Raw genomic sequence first — 17,568 nt, forward strand, 5'->3', positions numbered from 1 at the left:
ATATATATCACAAAGGGGGAATTGATATGAAATTACGTAAAAGCGCACTGATGATGCTAAGTGTTTTTATGGCGCTCGCTATCTTCCTGTCAGCCTGCTCCGGTTCAAAATCCACAAGCACCGAATCCAAACCGGCAGGAAAACCGCAAAAAGGCGGAGATTTGGTTGTCGGGTCAATCGGGGAACCCACACTTTTTAACTCTCTGTATTCTACGGATGACGCAAGTACGGATATTGAAAATATGCTGTACAGCTTTTTAACGAAAACGGATGAAAAACTGAATGTGAAATTATCACTCGCTGAAAGCATTAAAGAATTAGACGGCGGCCTTGCATATGATGTGAAAATCAAAAAAGGCGTTAAGTTTCATGACGGAAAAGAACTGACTGCAGATGACGTCGTATTTACGTACAGTGTCCCTTTAAGCAAAGATTACAAGGGAGAACGCGGCTCAACATATGAAATGCTGAAATCCGTAGAGAAAAAAGGCGATTACGAAGTATTGTTCAAGCTGCAATATAAAGACGGTAATTTTTACAATAATGCGTTAGACAGCACAGCCATTCTGCCGAAGCATATTCTCGGTAATGTTCCGATTGCTGATTTAGAAGAAAATGAGTTTAACAGAAAGAAACCGATCGGTTCAGGACCATTTAAGTTTAAAGAATGGAAACAGGGCCAATATATTAAACTCGAAGCGAATAATGATTATTTTGAAGGAAGACCGTATTTAGATACTGTAACGTATAAAGTCATTCCCGACGCAAATGCTGCCGTTGCTCAGCTGCAGGCAGGCGATATTAATTTCTTTAATGTGCCCGCCACTGACTACAAAACGGCTGAAAAATTTAATAATCTGAAAGTCGTTACTGATTTGGCCTTACAGTATGTGTACATCGGGTGGAATGAAAAAAATGAATTATTCAAGGATAAAAAGGTCCGTCAGGCGCTGACAACCGCTCTTGACCGGGAGTCAATCGTCAGCCAAGTATTGGATGGAGACGGAAAGGTAGCTTACATTCCGGAAAGCCCTTTATCTTGGAACTATCCTAAAGATATAGATGTTCCGAAATTTGCGTACAACGAGAAAAAAGCGAAACAGATGCTTGCAGAAGCCGGCTGGAAAGATACGAACGGTGACGGCATTTTAGATAAAGACGGAAAGAAATTCTCGTTTACGCTTAAAACGAATCAAGGAAACAAAGTCCGTGAAGACATCGCTGTCGTCGTTCAGGAACAGCTGAAAAAAATCGGCATTGAAGTGAAGACCCAAATCGTTGAATGGAGCGCGCTCGTAGAACAAATGAATCCTCCGAATTGGGATTTTGATGCAATGGTCATGGGATGGAGTTTATCCACATTCCCGGATCAATATGACATCTTCCACTCAAGCCAGATTAAAAAGGGCTTAAACTACGTTTGGTATAAAAATGCCGAAGCGGATAAGCTCATGAAAGATGCAAAATCAATCAGTGACAGAAAGCAATATTCCAAAGAATATGAGCAGATTTATCAAAAAATTGCGGAAGATCAGCCGTATACGTTCTTGTATTACCCTAACAACCATATGGCAATGCCGCAAAATCTTGAAGGATACAAATACCATCCGAAACGTGATTTATATAATATCCAAAAATGGTGGCTTGCAAAATAATTTTCCCTTAAAGGGGAGGGAGAGCGTTTTCTCCCTCTTCTGTTTTTAATAAGGAAAGTAAAGGGGGACAAGTATATGGCTGCATATATTATCAGAAGAACCTTAATGTCTATCCCGATTTTATTGGGAATTACAATTTTATCATTTGTTATTATGAAAGCCGCGCCCGGCGATCCGATGACATTAATGATGGACCCGAAAATCAGCCAGGCTGACAGAGAGCAGTTTATTGAAAAATACGGTTTGAATGATCCTCAGTACGTTCAATATTTAAAGTGGCTCGGCAACATGGTACAGGGCGATTTCGGAACGTCAATTGTCAGAAAAGGAACGCCTGTTTCAGAATTGATTATGGCCCGAATGCCCAATACGCTGCTGCTGATGCTCGTTTCAACGATTTTGGCTCTTATGATTTCTATTCCGTTCGGTGTCCTGTCGGCAAAGCGGCCTTATTCAAAGCTCGACTATGGCATTACGTTTACCTCATTTATAGGTCTGGCCATTCCAAACTTTTGGTTTGGATTAATTTTGATTATGATTTTATCAGTAAATCTTGGCTGGTTTCCGACCGGCGGTGTCGAGACGCTGAATGCCGATTTCAATATATTTGACCGGATTCATCATTTAATTCTGCCTGCATTCGTATTAGCTACAGCTGACATGGCCGGACTGACGAGATATACGAGATCCAATATGCTTGATGTATTAAATCAGGATTATATCCGTACAGCGAGAGCGAAAGGGTTCAAGGAGAACCGTGTATTATTTAAACATGGATTGAGAAATGCATTATTACCCGTCATTACAATTTTCGGTTTGATGATTCCTTCGTTTATCGGAGGATCTGTCGTTGTCGAACAAATTTTCACATGGCCGGGGTTAGGAAAGCTGTTTGTTGATTCAGCGTTTCAGCGTGATTATCCCGTCATTATGGCGATGACCGTCATTTCAGCTGTTCTTGTGGTCATTGGCAACCTTGTCGCTGATATTTTATACGCAGTGGTTGATCCGAGAATTGAATATTAAAAGGGGGGACATCGATGGCTGAGCTGAACACATCTCCGTCACCGGAGATCGGGCTGAAAGAAAATATTGCTGAAAAACCGGAAACCATGACAAAAATCTTTTGGGAAAAGTTTTCGAAAAATAAACTGGCGGTTGCAGGTGCTGTTATTCTGTTCGTGATTATTATGTCAGCGATTTTTGCGCCGGTGATTGCTCCTTATTCTCAAGAGCAGCAAAGCCTGCTTGATAAATTTAAAGCGCCGGGTCTTGAACATTTGATGGGGACGGATAAATTCGGGCGTGACATCTTCAGCCGGATTCTGTACGGCGCGCGAATCTCTTTACTAGTCGGATTTGCCTCTGTTGTCGGCTCTATTTTTATCGGGACGATTTTAGGAGCGGTAGCGGGCTATTTTAAAGGTTTCGCAGATGCTGTTATTATGCGGTTAGTGGATATTGTTCTTTCCATTCCTGATATTTTCTTATTGATTACGCTTGTTACAATCTTTAAGCCAGGCGTGGACAAATTAATTTTAATTTTCTGCCTGACAGGCTGGACGACAACCGCGCGTTTGGTCAGGGGGGAATTTTTATCCTTGCGATCAAGAGAATATGTGTTAGCCGCTAAAACAATCGGAACAAAAACACATAAAATTATTTTTTCACATATCCTGCCCAATGCGCTGGGACCGATTATTGTCTCAGCCACTTTAAAAGTTGGATCGGTTATTCTGGCCGAATCGGCGCTAAGTTATCTCGGTTTCGGGATTCAGCCGCCGATCGCAAGCTGGGGCAATATGCTTCAGGATGCACAGAACTTTACGATTATGATTCAGGCTTGGTGGTACCCGTTATTTCCGGGACTGTTCATTCTTCTTACCGTATTGTGCTTCAACTTTGTCGGAGACGGGCTGCGTGATGCGCTTGATCCGAAAAATGTGAAATGATCTCCCGGACGGAACGGGAGATTTTTTTGTTGCAATGCAGTCGGAAATCCAGCTCCGTATTGCGGAAATCTCATATTGAAATGGAATAATTTATCTATCCCTTGCCTATACTGTGGACAACAGTTTTTATAAAGTGAGGGGTCGAATATGTTATTTCTTCATGATGTATGGGTCAATTGGTTTGAAGGGGAAGAAAACGGCTACAATGTATGCCATTTTCACGAATGGCGGAAGGAAGACACGGTTGAGCTTTTGGATCAGACACCGCTGCTCAGAGTGCCGTCGGTATTATTTCATTACATAGAAAACGACTTATCAGAGCTTCCGAAAGAACTGCTTGACCAAGTCCACCAAAAGTCATACGTGCGAAAAAATCATGAGCGGACAAAGCTGGAGTACTGTTTTGTCGTGACAGACGGGATCGGCATCATTGCCGTGGATACGATCGGGTATACCATTCCGGTCAGAAAGAGCCGCCTGATTCCGAGACAGGAGCAGCTTGTTTATGAAATGGTAAAGGATGTAGAACCGGAATCGTTTCAATTTGAGCCGGCGCAATTGGAGTCTTCAAAGGAATATCACATTTTGTCATTGGCGCCGGAGCATGTCAGAGGGCTGACGAGAAAAGAGCGGCAGATCAAGCAGCTGATGTTTATGGCGCTCGACCAGCTGAAAGGGCTGAAAAACCGTGCGGAAATTGTGTATTGGTACACGGAATGGAATCCGCATATGTATGAGCAGATCAAACGGATGAGCTTTGAAGAGATCTGGGACATGCTTTACAATGAAACAATTGAAGGCTGGTCAGATAAACATCTTGCGTTCTGTGAAAATTTGATTAAAGGGCAGCCGTTTTTCGAAAAGCTTTGGGAAATGGAGCAGGAATCAAAAGTGAACTAAAAAAGAGGCGGGGATTCTCCCGCCTCTTTTCTTTATCTTCTTTTCCGTCCGAGACCCATGGCATTTTCCATTTTTTTCACCATTTTGCCGGCCGTTTTGTTTGCGCGCGCCGCTCCTTCGTCGAGAATGCGGTCAAGCTCGTCGCTCTCAATTAATTCACGGTAGCGTTCTTGGATCGGTGTCAATGCGCCGATAACGACTTCGGCTAAATCGCTTTTGAATTCACCGTACCCTTTGCCTTCATATTTAGCCTCTAAATCTTCAATTGATGTGTTTCCTAAAATAGAATAGATCGTCAAAAGATTAGAAACGCCCGGTTTGTTTTCTTTATCATACTTTACAATGCCTTCAGAATCAGTCACGGCGCTCTTGATTTTCTTTTCGAGCTGCTTCGGCTCATCAAGCAGCGTGATGTATGCCTTTTGGTTCGGATCTGATTTGCTCATTTTTTTGAGCGGATCAGCCAGTGACATGATGCGCGCGCCTGATTCAGGAATTTTCACCTCAGGAATCGTGAAGATGTCATTATATTTTTTATTGAAGCGTTCCGCCAGGTTGCGGGTCAGTTCAAGGTGCTGTTTTTGGTCTTCTCCGACCGGAACAAGATCCGTTCCGTACAGTAAAATATCGCCGGCCATCAGCGGCGGATAGGTTAACAGTCCGGACACGACGGCTTCTTTGCCCTTTGACTTATCCTTAAATTGCGTCATCCGCTCAAGCTCGCCGATATATGCGACGCATTGGAGCATCCACCCCGCCTGGGCATGAGCGGGAACCTCCGACTGGATAAAGAGGGTCGCTTTCTCAGGATCGAGTCCGACGGCCACGTAAAGGGCCGCGAGATTGCGAATGTTCTTCCGCAGTTCAAGCCGATCCTGCGGAACCGTAATCGCATGCTGATCGACAATGCAGAAGTAGCCGTTGTAGTCATGCTGCAAATCGACAAATTGCTTCATTGCGCCGATATAGTTGCCGAGGGTAACGGAACCGCTCGGCTGAATGCCTGAAAAAATCGTTTTCTTCATATTTCTTACCTCATTTCTTAAAACATAATAAAAAAAGCCCATTCTTCCCGTAGAAAAAAGGGACGAATGAACCGTGGTGCCACCCTGATTATTCCATTACAATGGAATCGCTCGAGACGTTGGTAACGGAGGCTGCTCCGGCTGGGCCTACTAACGTTCGGTCAGCTGCTCAGAAGTCCATTCCACATCGCCCGTTATCTGCTCCCAGCACCGCAGACTCTCTTCAAACGGATGAAAATGTGTACTACTCTTCATCATCGCAATCACAACAAATGTATTTGATTGATCTATTATAAATCAATTATAGCCAAATGTCATCAGAGGAATACAAGCTTATTTCCAGTTTGCTAAAGGGCTGGAAATCCTCAAAAAGAACTGAAAATGCTTAAATGATAACGTATATCAACATTTCGTATAACGAATATTATATGTAAAAAGCAATATGAACTGGAAATTGCAATAAAAAAATTTAGTTAGGTCATGCTTTAAACTATAGAAGTGTATCACCTTTTTGACAGAAAAACTGACCAAATTTAAATATTTTAAATTGAGAAAATAGTATTGCAATAAATTATTCATTTCATTATAATGAACTTGTTCACTCTATTGTTACAGCTTCTTTACATAAAATAATCAGAAAAGACGGAACACAATTAAAGTTTAGAAAAATATTAAGTTATTTTGTCTGATATTTCTGAGTATTTAGTAGTAAAGGCTGAAAAATTTGATTAGGGGGTTAGTGCATGAAAAAGCGTTGGTCTATTGTAGGTTTGATGCTTATCTTCTCGCTTGTATTAAGTGCGTGCGGCGGATTCAGCGGCGGATCAGGCGGCGGTAAAAAAGACACCAAAGGACAGACTTCACTTAATATCAATATTAAAACCGAGCCGTTCTCACTGCATCCGGGTTTAGCGAATGATTCCGTGTCAGGAGGCGTAATCCGACAGACTTTTGAAGGATTGACACGCGTAAACTCCAAAGGTGAGCCTGAAGAAGGAATGGCATCTAAAATTGAAACAAGCAAAGACGGAAAGACCTATACATTTACGATTCGTGACGGTGCGAAATGGTCTAACGGCGACCCTGTGACGGCGCAGGATTTTGAATATGCGTGGAAATGGGCGCTTGACCCGAACAACGAATCACAATACGCTTATCAGCTCTACTACATCAAAGGCGCTGAAGCTGCCAATACAGGAAAAGGCAAGATTGATGATGTAGGCGTAAAAGCCGTAAATGACAAAACATTAAAGGTTGAACTGAATAACCCGACACCTTATTTCACGCAATTAACTTCATTCTATACGTATATGCCGGTCAACAAGAAAATTGCTGAAAAACATAAAAACTGGAACACAAACGCAGGCGAAAATTACGTGTCAAACGGCCCGTTCAAAATGACGGCCTGGAAACACAGCGGTTCCATCACGCTCGAAAAGAACGATCAATATTGGGATAAAGACGCTGTGAAATTGAAGAAAATCAACATGGTGATGATTAACAATAACAACACCGAACTGAAAAAATTCCAGGCCGGTGAGCTTGACTGGGCAGGGATGCCGCTCGGCCAGCTTCCGACTGAATCATTGCCGACATTGAAAAAAGACGGATCTCTTCACGTTGAACCGATCGCAGGCGTGTATTGGTACAAATTCAACACAGAAGCGAAACCGCTGAACAATGTCAACATCCGTAAAGCCCTTGCTTATGCGATCGACCGCTCGTCCATCGTGAAAAATGTAACGCAGGGCGAACAAATCCCGGCCATGGCTGCGGTGCCGCCGTCAATGAAGGGATTCAAGGATAACACAAAAGGTTATTTCAAAGACAATGACGTCAAATCAGCTAAAGAATTCTTAAATAAAGGACTGAAGGAATTAGGCGTCAAGAATGCCTCTGACCTTCCGGCGATCAAACTGTCCTACAATACGGATGACGCGCATGCGAAAATCGCGCAGGCCGTACAGGAAATGTGGAAAAAGAACTTAGGCGTCAAAGTTGAGCTTGATAACTCCGAATGGAATGTTTACATCGACAAGCTGCACAGCCAGAACTACCAAATCGGGCGTATGGGCTGGCTCGGCGATTTCAACGATCCGATCAACTTCCTTGAATTGTTCCGTGATAAAGAAGGCGGAAACAATGATACCGGATGGGAAGATCCTGAGTTTAAAAAGCTGCTGAACCAATCTCAGCTTGAAACGGATCCGGATAAACGTATCGAAGAGCTGAAAAAAGCAGAAAAGATCTTTATTGACGCAATGCCGGTCGCGCCAGTTTATTTCTATACGGATCCTTGGGTGCAGGATAAAAACCTCAAAAATGTAATCTTGACCGGAACAGGCGAAGTTTACTTCAGAAACGCTTCTTTTGAATAAAAGACGGTTCTGAAAACAAAAGACCCAAGGTATATGGGGAGGATGTCCCCATATACCTTTCTTACTGATTACGTATAAAATTGTAAAAAACATGGAGGTGTTCACCTTGCTGAAATATATCGGTAAACGATTCATTTACATGATCATCACATTGTTTGTGATTGTGACCGCCACATTCTTCTTAATGCAGGCAGCGCCGGGCGGACCATTTTCCGGCGAAAGAAAGCTGCCGCCTGAAATTGAGGCAAACTTAAACGAACACTATGGCCTGGACAAGCCTCTTTTCGTTCAATATGCCAGCTACTTAAAATCTGTGGCGATGTGGGACTTCGGACCTTCTTTTAAATATAAAGGCCAAAGTGTTAATGATTTAATCAATTCAGGCTTCCCCGTCTCATTCACTCTCGGTGCAGAAGCTATTCTCCTCGCTTTAGCGTTCGGTGTGCTTTTCGGGGTGCTTGCTGCCCTGTACCATAATAAATGGCAGGATTATACCATTGCGATTTTAACGATCTTTGGGATCTCAGTTCCGAGCTTTATATTGGCGACGATTTTGCAATATATTTTCTCAATTAAATTAGAACTGTTCCCGGTCGCAGGGTGGGAATCCTGGGCATACACCTTTCTGCCCTCTATTGCGCTCGCTTCCATGCCGATGGCGTTCATTGCCAGACTCTCCCGTTCAAGCATGATTGAAGTGTTAAACAGCGATTACATACGGACTGCAAAAGCTAAAGGACTTTCCCGTCCGTCAGTCACCGTGCGCCATGCGCTTCGAAACGCGCTTTTGCCGGTCGTGACATATATGGGGCCGATGGCGGCATCCATTTTAACGGGAAGTTTCATCATTGAATCCATTTTCGGAATTCCCGGTTTAGGCGCGCATTTTGTAAACAGCATTACAAACCGTGATTATACGGTCATTATGGGAGTTACCGTGTTCTTCAGCGTGCTCCTGCTTTTATGCGTATTAATTGTAGACGTGCTGTACGGATTAATCGATCCGAGAATCAAGCTTTCCAAAGCAAAGAAAGGAGCCTAGACCATGCAGAACATTCCTAAAAACATGTTTGAACCAGCTTCAGCTAATGCCGGCGATGCCGAAAAAATAAATAAAAAAAGCCTTTCCCTCTGGAAAGACGCCATGCTCCGCTTCCGCAGCAATAAGCTTGCGATGGTCGGGTTCGTACTGATCGTTCTTATTATTCTGATGGCGATTTTTGCGCCTGTCTTTTCAAGGTATGATTATGCGACTACCAATCTATTAAATGCGGATAAAGCGCCGTCGAAAGATCATTGGTTCGGCACGGATGACCTTGGAAGGGATATATTCGTCCGGACATGGGTGGGCGCGCGGATTTCCATCTTTATCGGTGTCGCAGCTGCCGTGCTTGATTTATTAATCGGCGTAATCTGGGGCAGCATTTCCGGATTCCGCGGCGGACGCACAGATGAAGTGATGATGCGCATCGCCGACATTCTGTGGGCTGTTCCTTCATTATTAATGGTTATTTTGCTGATGGTTGTCCTGCCGAAAGGATTGCTCACCATTATCGTCGCCATGACAATCACGGGCTGGATCAATATGGCGAGAATCGTCCGCGGACAGGTGCTGCAATTAAAGAATCAGGAGTATGTGCTTGCTTCACAGACACTCGGCGCCAAAACCGGCCGGCTTTTGTTTAAGCATATCGTCCCGAACGCGATGGGCTCTATCCTCGTAACGATGACACTGACGGTTCCGACGGCGATTTTTACAGAAGCGTTTTTAAGTTATTTGGGCCTCGGCGTACCTGCGCCGCTTGCGAGCTGGGGAACGATGGCCTCAGACGGATTGCCTGCATTAACCTATTACCCTTGGCGTCTGTTCTTCCCTGCCGGCTTTATCTGCCTGGCGATGTTCGGCTTTAACGTTGTCGGCGACGGGTTAAGAGACGCGCTGGATCCTAAGTTACGCAAATAAGGAGTGATATGAGTGACACGTTTGCTAGAAGTAAAAGACTTAGCCATTTCATTTAAAACATACGGCGGAGAGGTACAGGCAATCCGCGGCGTGAATTTCCATTTGAATAAAGGAGAGACGCTGGCGATCGTGGGGGAGTCGGGTTCCGGAAAAAGTGTGACCTCCCAAGCGATTATGAAGCTGATTCCGATGCCGCCGGGCTACTTTAAAAGAGGACAGATTCTTTTTGACGGACGCGATATCGTGCCGATGTCTGAAAAAGAAATGCAGGCCATCAGAGGAAAGGACATCGGAATGATTTTCCAAGACCCGATGACCTCCCTGAACCCGACGATGAGAGTCGGCAAACAAATTACGGAAGTGCTTTTCAAACATGAAAAAATCTCAAGTGAAGCGGCGAAAAAGCGCGCCATAGAGCTGCTTGATCTCGTCGGGATTCCGATGCCCGAAAAACGGATCGGCCAATTCCCCCATGAATTTTCAGGCGGGATGAGACAGCGTGTCGTCATCGCGATGGCGCTTGCGGCAAATCCGAAACTGTTAATTGCCGATGAACCGACAACAGCGCTTGATGTGACGATTCAGGCACAGATCCTTGAGCTGATGAAAGATCTGCAAAAGAAAATTGATACGTCTATCATTTTTATCACGCATGATCTTGGCGTTGTCGCCAATGTCGCCGACCGGGTCGCCGTCATGTACGCAGGTCAGGTCGTCGAATCGGGCACGGTGGATGAAATCTTTTATGATCCGCGCCATCCGTATACGTGGGGGCTGCTTGCCTCAATGCCCAGCCTGGACAGCACCGATCAGGAAAAACTGACGGCCATCCCGGGCACGCCGCCTGATCTGACGAATCCTCCGAAAGGGGATGCATTTGCGCTCCGCAGCTCATATGCGATGAAAATTGACTTTGAACAGGAACCGCCGATGTATAAAGTGTCTGATACGCATTTTGTGAAATCGTGGCTTCTGCATCCTGATGCGCCTAAGGTCGAGCCCCCTGAAGCGGTGAAGGCTAAAATCCGTCAGCTTCCGAATACGTATCAGCATCCTGTTTTAATGAAGGAAGGTGAAAAAAATGACTGAGAAACTTCTCGAAATCAAACATTTAAAACAGCATTTTTTCACGCAGAAAGGAACGGTAAAAGCCGTAGATGATTTGTCATTTGATATTTATAAAGGCGAAACGCTCGGCCTTGTCGGAGAATCGGGCTGCGGTAAATCAACGACGGGCCGCAGCATTATCCGGCTATATGAGGCAACCGGCGGGGAAGTTCTCTTTAACGGGGAAAATGTCCACGGGAAAAAATCCCGCAAGAAGCTGCTGGAATTTAACCGGAAAATGCAGATGATTTTCCAGGATCCGTACGCATCTTTAAATCCGAGAATGACAGTCGCCGACATTATTGCCGAGGGAATAGATATTCACCGCCTGGCAAAAACGAAAAAAGAGCGGATGCAGCGGGTTCACGAACTGCTGGAAACGGTCGGTTTAAATAAAGAGCACGCCAACCGCTACCCGCATGAATTTTCGGGCGGACAGCGCCAGCGTATCGGAATCGCCAGAGCGCTGGCGGTTGATCCGGAGTTTATCATCGCGGACGAACCGATTTCGGCGCTTGACGTCTCCATTCAGGCGCAAGTCGTCAATTTAATGAAAGAATTGCAGAAAGAAAAAGGGCTCACTTACCTGTTTATCGCCCATGATTTATCAATGGTCAAATACATCAGCGACCGCATTGGCGTCATGTATTTCGGAAAATTGGTGGAGCTTGCGCCGGCGGATGAGCTTTACGAAAACCCGCTTCACCCATATACGAAATCATTGCTGTCCGCTATCCCGCTCCCTGATCCGGACTATGAAAGAAATCGCATGCGAAAGAAATACGATCCGGCAGTTCATCAGCTCCAAGAAGGAGAAAAAATGGAATTCAGAGAAGTGAAACCGGGACATTTTGTCATGTGCACAGAAGCTGAATTTAAAACCTATCTATAAACCTATCTTCCTCCAAGACTCAGTCTTGGAGGATTTTTTTGCGCACATTCAAGTTTATTAAGCCTGCTCCCGTTTTTCTATAATGGAAAAAAAGGGGGAGATCAGTATGAAAACCATTTTGTGCGCCATTTGTGCGGGACTGTTTATCAGTGCAGCCGCTTATCCGGCCCACGGCGCTGCGAAAGAGGAGCAGCCGCTTGTAAAAATAGCGCTGGCTGAAAAAGAACTGCCGAAATCAAATGCACGGTTCGCTTATCCGTCAGGGCTGCATTTTACACATCCTGATAAGGTGCGGGGCATTTACGTCACAGGGCATTCGGCGGGAGGAAGCAAATTCGGGGAGCTGACAGACTTTGTGGACAAAACGGAGCTCAATACAATGGTGATTGATGTCAAGGACGACAACGGAAACCTCACCTTTAAGCCGGACGGCCATTCTGAGTATGCCAAAATCGCCAAGCCGTACATCAAAGATCCAAAAAAGATGATGAAAAAGCTGGAGGAAAAAAAGATCTATCCGATCGCGCGTATTGTCGTATTTAAAGACAGCGAACTCGCGAACGAAAAGCCGGAGTGGTCTTTTAAAGAAAAAAACGGAAGTGTCTGGAAAAACGGCCGCGGCGAATCGTTCGTCAATCCGTTTATGAAAGAAGTATGGGATTACAATGTAAAGATTGCAAAACAAGCCGTAAAGATGGGTTTTCAAGAAATTCAGTTTGATTATGTCCGTTTTCCTGAAGGATTTGAAAAACGTGATGACGAACTGACATACGGACACGGCGATTACGGGAAAACAGCAGACAGCAATGTGCAAAAACGCGTTCACGCCGTCACCGATTTTGTCGGTTATGCGAAGAAAAAACTCAAGCCGTACGGCGCGGATGTGTCGGTTGATATTTTCGGCTATTCTGCCACGCTGCCGGAAGCGCCGGGGATCGGCCAGAATTTCAGCAAGATTTCAGAACAGGTCGATGTCATTTCATCCATGATTTATCCGAGCCATTGGACAAGCTATTTCGGCATTGATAAGCCGGATCTTGAGCCTTACAATGTCGTCAAAGAATACGCGAAGGTGGAAAATAAAAAACTGTCTAAGCTGAAACACCCGCCTGTATCGCGTCCGTGGCTTCAGGACTTCACGGCATCATATCTCGGCAGCGGAAATTATCAAAAGTACGGAAAACGCCAGGTGGAAGACCAGGTTAAAGCGCTGCATGATGAAGGAATTGACGAATTTTTATTGTGGGACGCGGCAAACCGCTATACCAAAAACGTCGATTACACACCATTTTAAAAAAATTGAAACCATGTTAAAGGATCACACGTCTTAATAGATGTAAGATTGTTTAAACAATCGGAAATGGGGTATATCTAAAAGTGTGAAGACAACGAACCCATAAGGAGCAAATGAATGAACTGGTACGAAAAGCTGAGTGAATATTTTCCGATTGAAGAAATGAAATCAAAAGCGCATATGGAAGCTCTGTTAAAGGAGCAAAGCGATGTTTATCATAAAGAAGAGGGGCAGTACCACGTGCTGATGTATGCGGAATTTGACTCTTTCATCTTTATTGATTACCTGTTTGTGTCAAAGAAATCCAGAGGACAAGGCCTCGGAAGCAAGCTGATCGGCAGGCTGAAAAAGAAAAACAAGCCGATTCTGCTTGAGGTGGAGCCTGTTGACGAGGATGACACGGATACACAGAAACGCTTGCGTTTTTATCAAAGAGAGCATTTCAAACACGCGCAGTCAATCGGGTATCGGCGCCGGTCATTGGCTACGAATGAAGTGAACAAAATGGAGATTCTGTACTGGTCACCTAAGACGGAATCAGAAGAAGAAATGTTTGAAGCGATGAAACAGACATATGAAAACATTCACACTTATAAAGATGAAAAATGGTACGGAGAATCATACGAAAAAACGGATGAAGTTCTCAAAGTCATTGATGAGAAAAAACGAAAAAACATTTTCGATCAGCTGAGCTAATTGAGAATGGGGAAAAATCCGCCAGCCGTAAATTTGCCGGATTGACACATTTTTTTCTCAGGAGACTGTTCACACTTACTTTTTTATAGTATAATACCTATAAAGATTCCTTTTTTAAAGTCATTTCAATTTGAGAATACAAACATGTTCATCCTACTAATTAGAGGAGTGAAGATTAATGGTTACATTATACACATCACCTAGCTGTACGTCATGCAGAAAAGCAAGAGCTTGGCTTGAAGAGCACGAGATTCCGTTTGTAGAGAGAAACATTTTCTCCGAGCCGTTATCAATTGATGAGATCAAGCAGATTCTGCGTATGACTGAAGACGGTACGGATGAAATTATCTCTACCCGTTCTAAAGTATTCCAGAAACTGAACGTAAATGTTGAATCTATGCCGCTTCAAGACTTATATACTTTGATCAATGAGCATCCGGGACTGCTCCGCCGTCCGATCATCATTGATGAAAAACGTCTGCAAGTCGGCTATAACGAAGATGAAATCAGACGATTCCTGCCAAGAAAAGTGCGTTCTTTCCAATTAAGAGAAGCACAGCGTCTTGCCAACTGATATAAGCTTATGATAAGCATGGAAAAAGCCCAAAGCCATCGCGGTTTGGGCTTTTTTTATTTTTCAGTCTGCTGGTAAATCATACTGGCGAGGATAACAAATACGACGGTCAAAATCGGCAGCATCATTTGTATAATGCCGTGTTCTGCCATGAAAAATGACAGCTTGCTGTCTCCGGCAATCATTTCACCGCCGGTAAATGCGAGAAGACCGCTCCCGGCGTACATCAATAAAGGCATTTTGTCCATGGCGGCATGAACGAGCTTGCTGCCCCAAATGATAATCGGCACCGAGATGAAGAGACCGATCACTACAAGTGTCAGCTCACCGTGAGAAGCGCCGGCTACTGCGATGACATTGTCAAGCGACATAAAGATATCAGCCAGAACGATTGTGCGGATGGCTTTCCAAAGAGAAGAACTGCTTTTCACATGCTGCGCATCTTTCTTCTCAATCAGAAGCTGATAGCCGAGATACAATAAAAATACCCCGCCTGCGCATTGTAAAAAAGGAACATTCAATAAATAGACCGCAGCGCTCGTCAGAACGATTCTCAAGACGACTGCGATAAACGTTCCGAAGATGATCGCTTGCTGTCTTTGTTTATGAGCCAGATTCCGGCTGGCCATCGCGATGACGACGGCATTGTCACCGCCGAGAATAAGGTCAATCCCGATAATAAGCAGAAGGGACAGCAGGTAATCGTGCGGCATGGTAACACCTCGCTTATAGATCGATTGCTTGTACAGCTAATATATGAAGCAGTGCGCTATTTATGATGGGAACCGGGAGAAAGCCTGTTTTTCGGTGTGAAAATGCTTTTTTATTTCTTTTATAACTGTTTTATCATAAAATAGAAATATAAAGAATTTGCGCTGTCCTCTATAAGGTTAAGATGTGGACGGAATGGGTAAAGTGTAGTAAAGTACTATTCATCGGGAGCTTAGATGTCCCTTCAACATCTTATAAAGAAGGGAAGGTTGGCAAAATGGAAATAGAAAGAATTAATGAGCATACTGTAAAATTTTATATGTCTTATGGTGATATTGAAGATCGCGGTTTTGACAGAGAAGAAATCTGGTACAATCGCGAGCGCAGTGAAGAACTGTTCTGGGAAGTCATGGATGAAGTGCATGATGAAGAAGAATTCGCTGTCGAGGGTCCTCTTTGGATTCAGGTTCAGGCATTGGACAAAGGACTGGAAATAATCGTAACAAAAGCCCAGCTTTCCAAGGACGGACAAAAACTCGAACTGCCGATCCCGGAAGATAAAAAACAAGAGCCGGCAGATGAAAATCTCGATGCTTTACTTGATGATTTCCAGAAAGAAGAGCAGGCCGAGAGCCGGGAAGATAAGGAGCAAAAGCTTCAGTTCACTTTGCGGTTCGATGATTTTGAGGATCTCATCTCGCTATCAAAATTGAATCTTAACGGAATCAAAACGACCCTGTATTCGTTTGAAGACCGATATTATTTATATGCAGATTTTTATGAGCAAACTGATGAAGAGGTTGAAAATCAGCTAAGCATCCTGTTGGAGTACGCGCACGAATCATCAGTCAGCATTCACCGTCTTGAAGAATACGGCAAATTGGTGATCGCTGATCATGCGTTATATACAATAAAAAAACACTTTGCATCATAACAAACCGATTTCTCTCAGCAGAAATCGGTTTTTTTTGTTCTGAATGACACGATGAACGGCTGAAAACCGTATAACGGGCTCTCATCCGCAAACAGGATTATGCCTTCTTCCTGCTGAATACAACAAGATTCAGGAAAGGAGAAGATGCAACATGTTCAGTGCTGTGACTGCCGACGGACGGCTCATTCAGCTGGCCGGAAGCTATTCAAAGGAAAAAGCGGCGGAGCTGAGAAAGAAAAGCTGGTTCTGCCCTGTTTGCAAAAGTGAGCTTGATATCAAACTGGGACGGGAGAAACTGCCGCACTTCGCTCATAAAAAAAGCAGGCTGTGTCCGGGGGAATCCGAACCCGAAAGCGAATACCATCTGGAAGGAAAAAGGCAGCTTTTTCTCTGGCTAAAGACACAAGGGTGCAGTGTCAGCCTGGAACCGTATCTGACTTCCGCTGGACAGCGGCCTGACTTGACGGCAGTAAGCGGAGAAGAGAGGCTGGCTTTTGAATTTCAATGTGCGAACCTTTCGGCGGACTCTTTAAAGAGCCGGACGGCAGGCCTGAAAAATGCCGGTTACCGGCCGGTCTGGATCATCGGGGCAAAACGGTTAAAACGGATGGCCGCGCAATTTTTCCGGCTTTCTGCTTTTCACTGGCAGTTCTTTGAAGTCCATTCATTTTCCTCCTTACTGTTTTACTGCCCCGACGCCCGCTCCTTTTACAGGCTGCATTCCATCACTCCGTTTTACACCGGCTATTCTTATGCCGGCTTAACCGCAATCCCTCTTCACAAAGCAAACCTGAAAGACATTTGTCATCCGGAAGGGCGGCACAGCGTCAGACTTCCCTCGTGGGGACGTGCCGTAGCCGGCTTCCGCAACAAAAGCGAGCGGTTTTTATCTGAAGATGCCGGTCTTATCCGGCGTCTTTTTTACGAAAGACATCAGGTTGCATTTCCATTTCTCCCATCTGAAGTGTTTATTCCCGTTTCAGCGGGCTTTGTTTTTGCAAGTCCCGTTTTTGTGTGGCAGGGCCATTTATACTTACGGATTGCGGAACTTTCTAAAAAAGGCGCGTCAATCCGATTATCCGGCATGGTTCATGATTTACGGCAAAAAATCAGGCGTAAGGAGATCCGGATGAGGTATGGTTCACAAGATAGCCTTATCGGAATGGCGGTAAAACAATATGCTGATTTCTTATGCTTGCAGGATTTTTTAAGGGAAATTGAGAATGAAGTATATATGCCCTCATCTCAATGGAAGCGCCCTCAAACGGCAGAAGAGCTGCGCCGGCGGGATCTGCTCTTTTTTGGGGAATGAGAATGCTTCATTTCGTTCACCCTAACGTCAAGGTGGTGGCGAATGTGAGGGGCGTACAAGCATTTTGTTTTCGTTTTTTCACTGTATTATTGGTATGCTCGGTCTTATATACCGCATATGATTTGACAAAAGGCAGTGAAAAGCCGGAAGATAATCACAACACAAGTTTTTGGAG

The 17,568-nt window shown here is 44.5% G+C and carries 16 protein-coding genes and 1 other annotated feature; of the genes, 14 read left to right on the forward strand and 2 right to left on the reverse strand.

From position 1 onward, the window contains the following. The first annotated feature begins 26 nt into the window (after window positions 1–26). From U2H13_RS05960 to U2H13_RS05975, 4 genes are all read left to right on the forward strand, one after another. Complete coding sequence (locus U2H13_RS05960) at window positions 27–1,655, forward strand: peptide-binding protein (RefSeq protein WP_280157141.1); 1,629 nt, start codon at window positions 27–29, stop codon at window positions 1,653–1,655. A gap of 75 nt (window positions 1,656–1,730) precedes the next feature. Next, a complete protein-coding gene (appB, locus tag U2H13_RS05965; protein WP_007610596.1) occupies window positions 1,731–2,681 on the forward strand; it encodes an oligopeptide ABC transporter permease AppB in 951 nt (316 codons plus the stop codon). Window positions 2,682–2,695: 14 nt separating this feature from the next. Next, window positions 2,696–3,607, forward strand: a complete 912-nt coding sequence (opp4C, locus tag U2H13_RS05970) for an oligopeptide ABC transporter permease (protein ID WP_072177127.1) — start codon at window positions 2,696–2,698, stop codon at window positions 3,605–3,607. 147 nt (window positions 3,608–3,754) lie between these two features. Continuing rightward, window positions 3,755–4,507 (forward strand): YjbA family protein, encoded by a 753-nt coding sequence (locus U2H13_RS05975; RefSeq protein ID WP_007409116.1) that lies wholly within the window; start codon window positions 3,755–3,757, stop codon window positions 4,505–4,507. A gap of 32 nt (window positions 4,508–4,539) precedes the next feature. On the opposite strand, the gene trpS is transcribed toward U2H13_RS05975, so the two are convergent. After that, window positions 4,540–5,532 carry a tryptophan--tRNA ligase gene (gene trpS, locus U2H13_RS05980; RefSeq protein ID WP_014417415.1) on the reverse strand — a complete coding sequence of 331 codons (993 nt, stop codon included), beginning with the start codon at window positions 5,530–5,532 and terminating at the stop codon, window positions 4,540–4,542. Window positions 5,533–5,587: 55 nt separating this feature from the next. Further along, window positions 5,588–5,799 (reverse strand) — a binding site (T-box leader). Window positions 5,800–6,275: 476 nt separating this feature from the next. Between trpS and U2H13_RS05985 the strand changes: the two genes are divergently transcribed. The 8 genes from U2H13_RS05985 (at window position 6,276) to spx (ending at window position 14,436) form a co-directional block, all read left to right on the forward strand. Beyond that, on the forward strand, window positions 6,276–7,910 hold the full coding sequence (locus U2H13_RS05985; protein ID WP_014417416.1) for a peptide ABC transporter substrate-binding protein: 1,635 nt from the start codon (window positions 6,276–6,278) through the stop codon (window positions 7,908–7,910). 106 nt (window positions 7,911–8,016) lie between these two features. Continuing rightward, on the forward strand, window positions 8,017–8,952 hold the full coding sequence (locus U2H13_RS05990) for an ABC transporter permease (protein WP_014417417.1): 936 nt from the start codon (window positions 8,017–8,019) through the stop codon (window positions 8,950–8,952). Between the two features lie 3 nt (window positions 8,953–8,955). Continuing rightward, complete coding sequence (gene oppC / locus U2H13_RS05995; RefSeq protein ID WP_007409113.1) at window positions 8,956–9,873, forward strand: oligopeptide ABC transporter permease OppC; 918 nt, start codon at window positions 8,956–8,958, stop codon at window positions 9,871–9,873. 12 nt (window positions 9,874–9,885) lie between these two features. Next, window positions 9,886–10,962: an ABC transporter ATP-binding protein gene (locus U2H13_RS06000; protein ID WP_003155039.1), complete on the forward strand. Its 1,077-nt coding sequence runs from the start codon at window positions 9,886–9,888 to the stop codon at window positions 10,960–10,962. Next, entirely contained in the window at window positions 10,955–11,872 is a 918-nt protein-coding gene (oppF, locus tag U2H13_RS06005) for an oligopeptide ABC transporter ATP-binding protein OppF (protein ID WP_017417453.1), read from the forward strand. The genes U2H13_RS06000 and oppF overlap by 8 nt, the downstream gene beginning before the upstream one ends. 106 nt (window positions 11,873–11,978) lie before the next feature. Further along, the gene (locus tag U2H13_RS06010) at window positions 11,979–13,166 is read left to right on the forward strand and encodes a putative glycoside hydrolase (protein WP_376700733.1); all 1,188 of its coding nucleotides are present in this window, start codon (window positions 11,979–11,981) and stop codon (window positions 13,164–13,166) included. Between the two features lie 117 nt (window positions 13,167–13,283). Continuing rightward, window positions 13,284–13,862, forward strand: a complete 579-nt coding sequence (locus tag U2H13_RS06015; protein ID WP_007409110.1) for a GNAT family N-acetyltransferase — start codon at window positions 13,284–13,286, stop codon at window positions 13,860–13,862. Window positions 13,863–14,040: 178 nt separating this feature from the next. Beyond that, a complete protein-coding gene (gene spx, locus U2H13_RS06020; RefSeq protein ID WP_003155034.1) occupies window positions 14,041–14,436 on the forward strand; it encodes a transcriptional regulator Spx in 396 nt (131 codons plus the stop codon). Window positions 14,437–14,492: 56 nt separating this feature from the next. Here spx and U2H13_RS06025 read toward each other — a convergent pair whose 3' ends face one another. Continuing rightward, window positions 14,493–15,149: a TerC family protein gene (locus U2H13_RS06025; protein ID WP_014417421.1), complete on the reverse strand. Its 657-nt coding sequence runs from the start codon at window positions 15,147–15,149 to the stop codon at window positions 14,493–14,495. A gap of 275 nt (window positions 15,150–15,424) precedes the next feature. Between U2H13_RS06025 and mecA the strand changes: the two genes are divergently transcribed. Together mecA and U2H13_RS06035 are read left to right on the forward strand one after the other, a co-directional pair. Continuing rightward, window positions 15,425–16,081 (forward strand): adaptor protein MecA, encoded by a 657-nt coding sequence (gene mecA, locus U2H13_RS06030; protein WP_003155032.1) that lies wholly within the window; start codon window positions 15,425–15,427, stop codon window positions 16,079–16,081. Window positions 16,082–16,232: 151 nt separating this feature from the next. After that, window positions 16,233–17,393: a competence protein CoiA family protein gene (locus U2H13_RS06035; protein WP_376700734.1), complete on the forward strand. Its 1,161-nt coding sequence runs from the start codon at window positions 16,233–16,235 to the stop codon at window positions 17,391–17,393. The last annotated feature ends 175 nt before the right edge of the window (window positions 17,394–17,568 follow it).

It is taken from the genome of Bacillus sp. A1, from assembly GCF_042296235.1.
Classification (GTDB): domain Bacteria; phylum Bacillota; class Bacilli; order Bacillales; family Bacillaceae; genus Bacillus; species Bacillus velezensis.

Coding starts and splice junctions, on each gene's coding strand:
- U2H13_RS05960 (WP_280157141.1), top strand. CDS start 27: ATGAAATTACGTAAAAGCGCACTGATGATGCTAAGTGTTTTTATGGCG.
- appB (WP_007610596.1), top strand. CDS start 1,731: ATGGCTGCATATATTATCAGAAGAACCTTAATGTCTATCCCGATTTTA.
- opp4C (WP_072177127.1), top strand. CDS start 2,696: ATGGCTGAGCTGAACACATCTCCGTCACCGGAGATCGGGCTGAAAGAA.
- U2H13_RS05975 (WP_007409116.1), top strand. CDS start 3,755: ATGTTATTTCTTCATGATGTATGGGTCAATTGGTTTGAAGGGGAAGAA.
- trpS (WP_014417415.1), bottom strand. CDS start 5,532: ATGAAGAAAACGATTTTTTCAGGCATTCAGCCGAGCGGTTCCGTTACC.
- U2H13_RS05985 (WP_014417416.1), top strand. CDS start 6,276: ATGAAAAAGCGTTGGTCTATTGTAGGTTTGATGCTTATCTTCTCGCTT.
- oppC (WP_007409113.1), top strand. CDS start 8,956: ATGCAGAACATTCCTAAAAACATGTTTGAACCAGCTTCAGCTAATGCC.
- oppF (WP_017417453.1), top strand. CDS start 10,955: ATGACTGAGAAACTTCTCGAAATCAAACATTTAAAACAGCATTTTTTC.
- U2H13_RS06010 (WP_376700733.1), top strand. CDS start 11,979: ATGAAAACCATTTTGTGCGCCATTTGTGCGGGACTGTTTATCAGTGCA.
- U2H13_RS06015 (WP_007409110.1), top strand. CDS start 13,284: ATGAACTGGTACGAAAAGCTGAGTGAATATTTTCCGATTGAAGAAATG.
- spx (WP_003155034.1), top strand. CDS start 14,041: ATGGTTACATTATACACATCACCTAGCTGTACGTCATGCAGAAAAGCA.
- U2H13_RS06025 (WP_014417421.1), bottom strand. CDS start 15,149: ATGCCGCACGATTACCTGCTGTCCCTTCTGCTTATTATCGGGATTGAC.
- mecA (WP_003155032.1), top strand. CDS start 15,425: ATGGAAATAGAAAGAATTAATGAGCATACTGTAAAATTTTATATGTCT.
- U2H13_RS06035 (WP_376700734.1), top strand. CDS start 16,233: ATGTTCAGTGCTGTGACTGCCGACGGACGGCTCATTCAGCTGGCCGGA.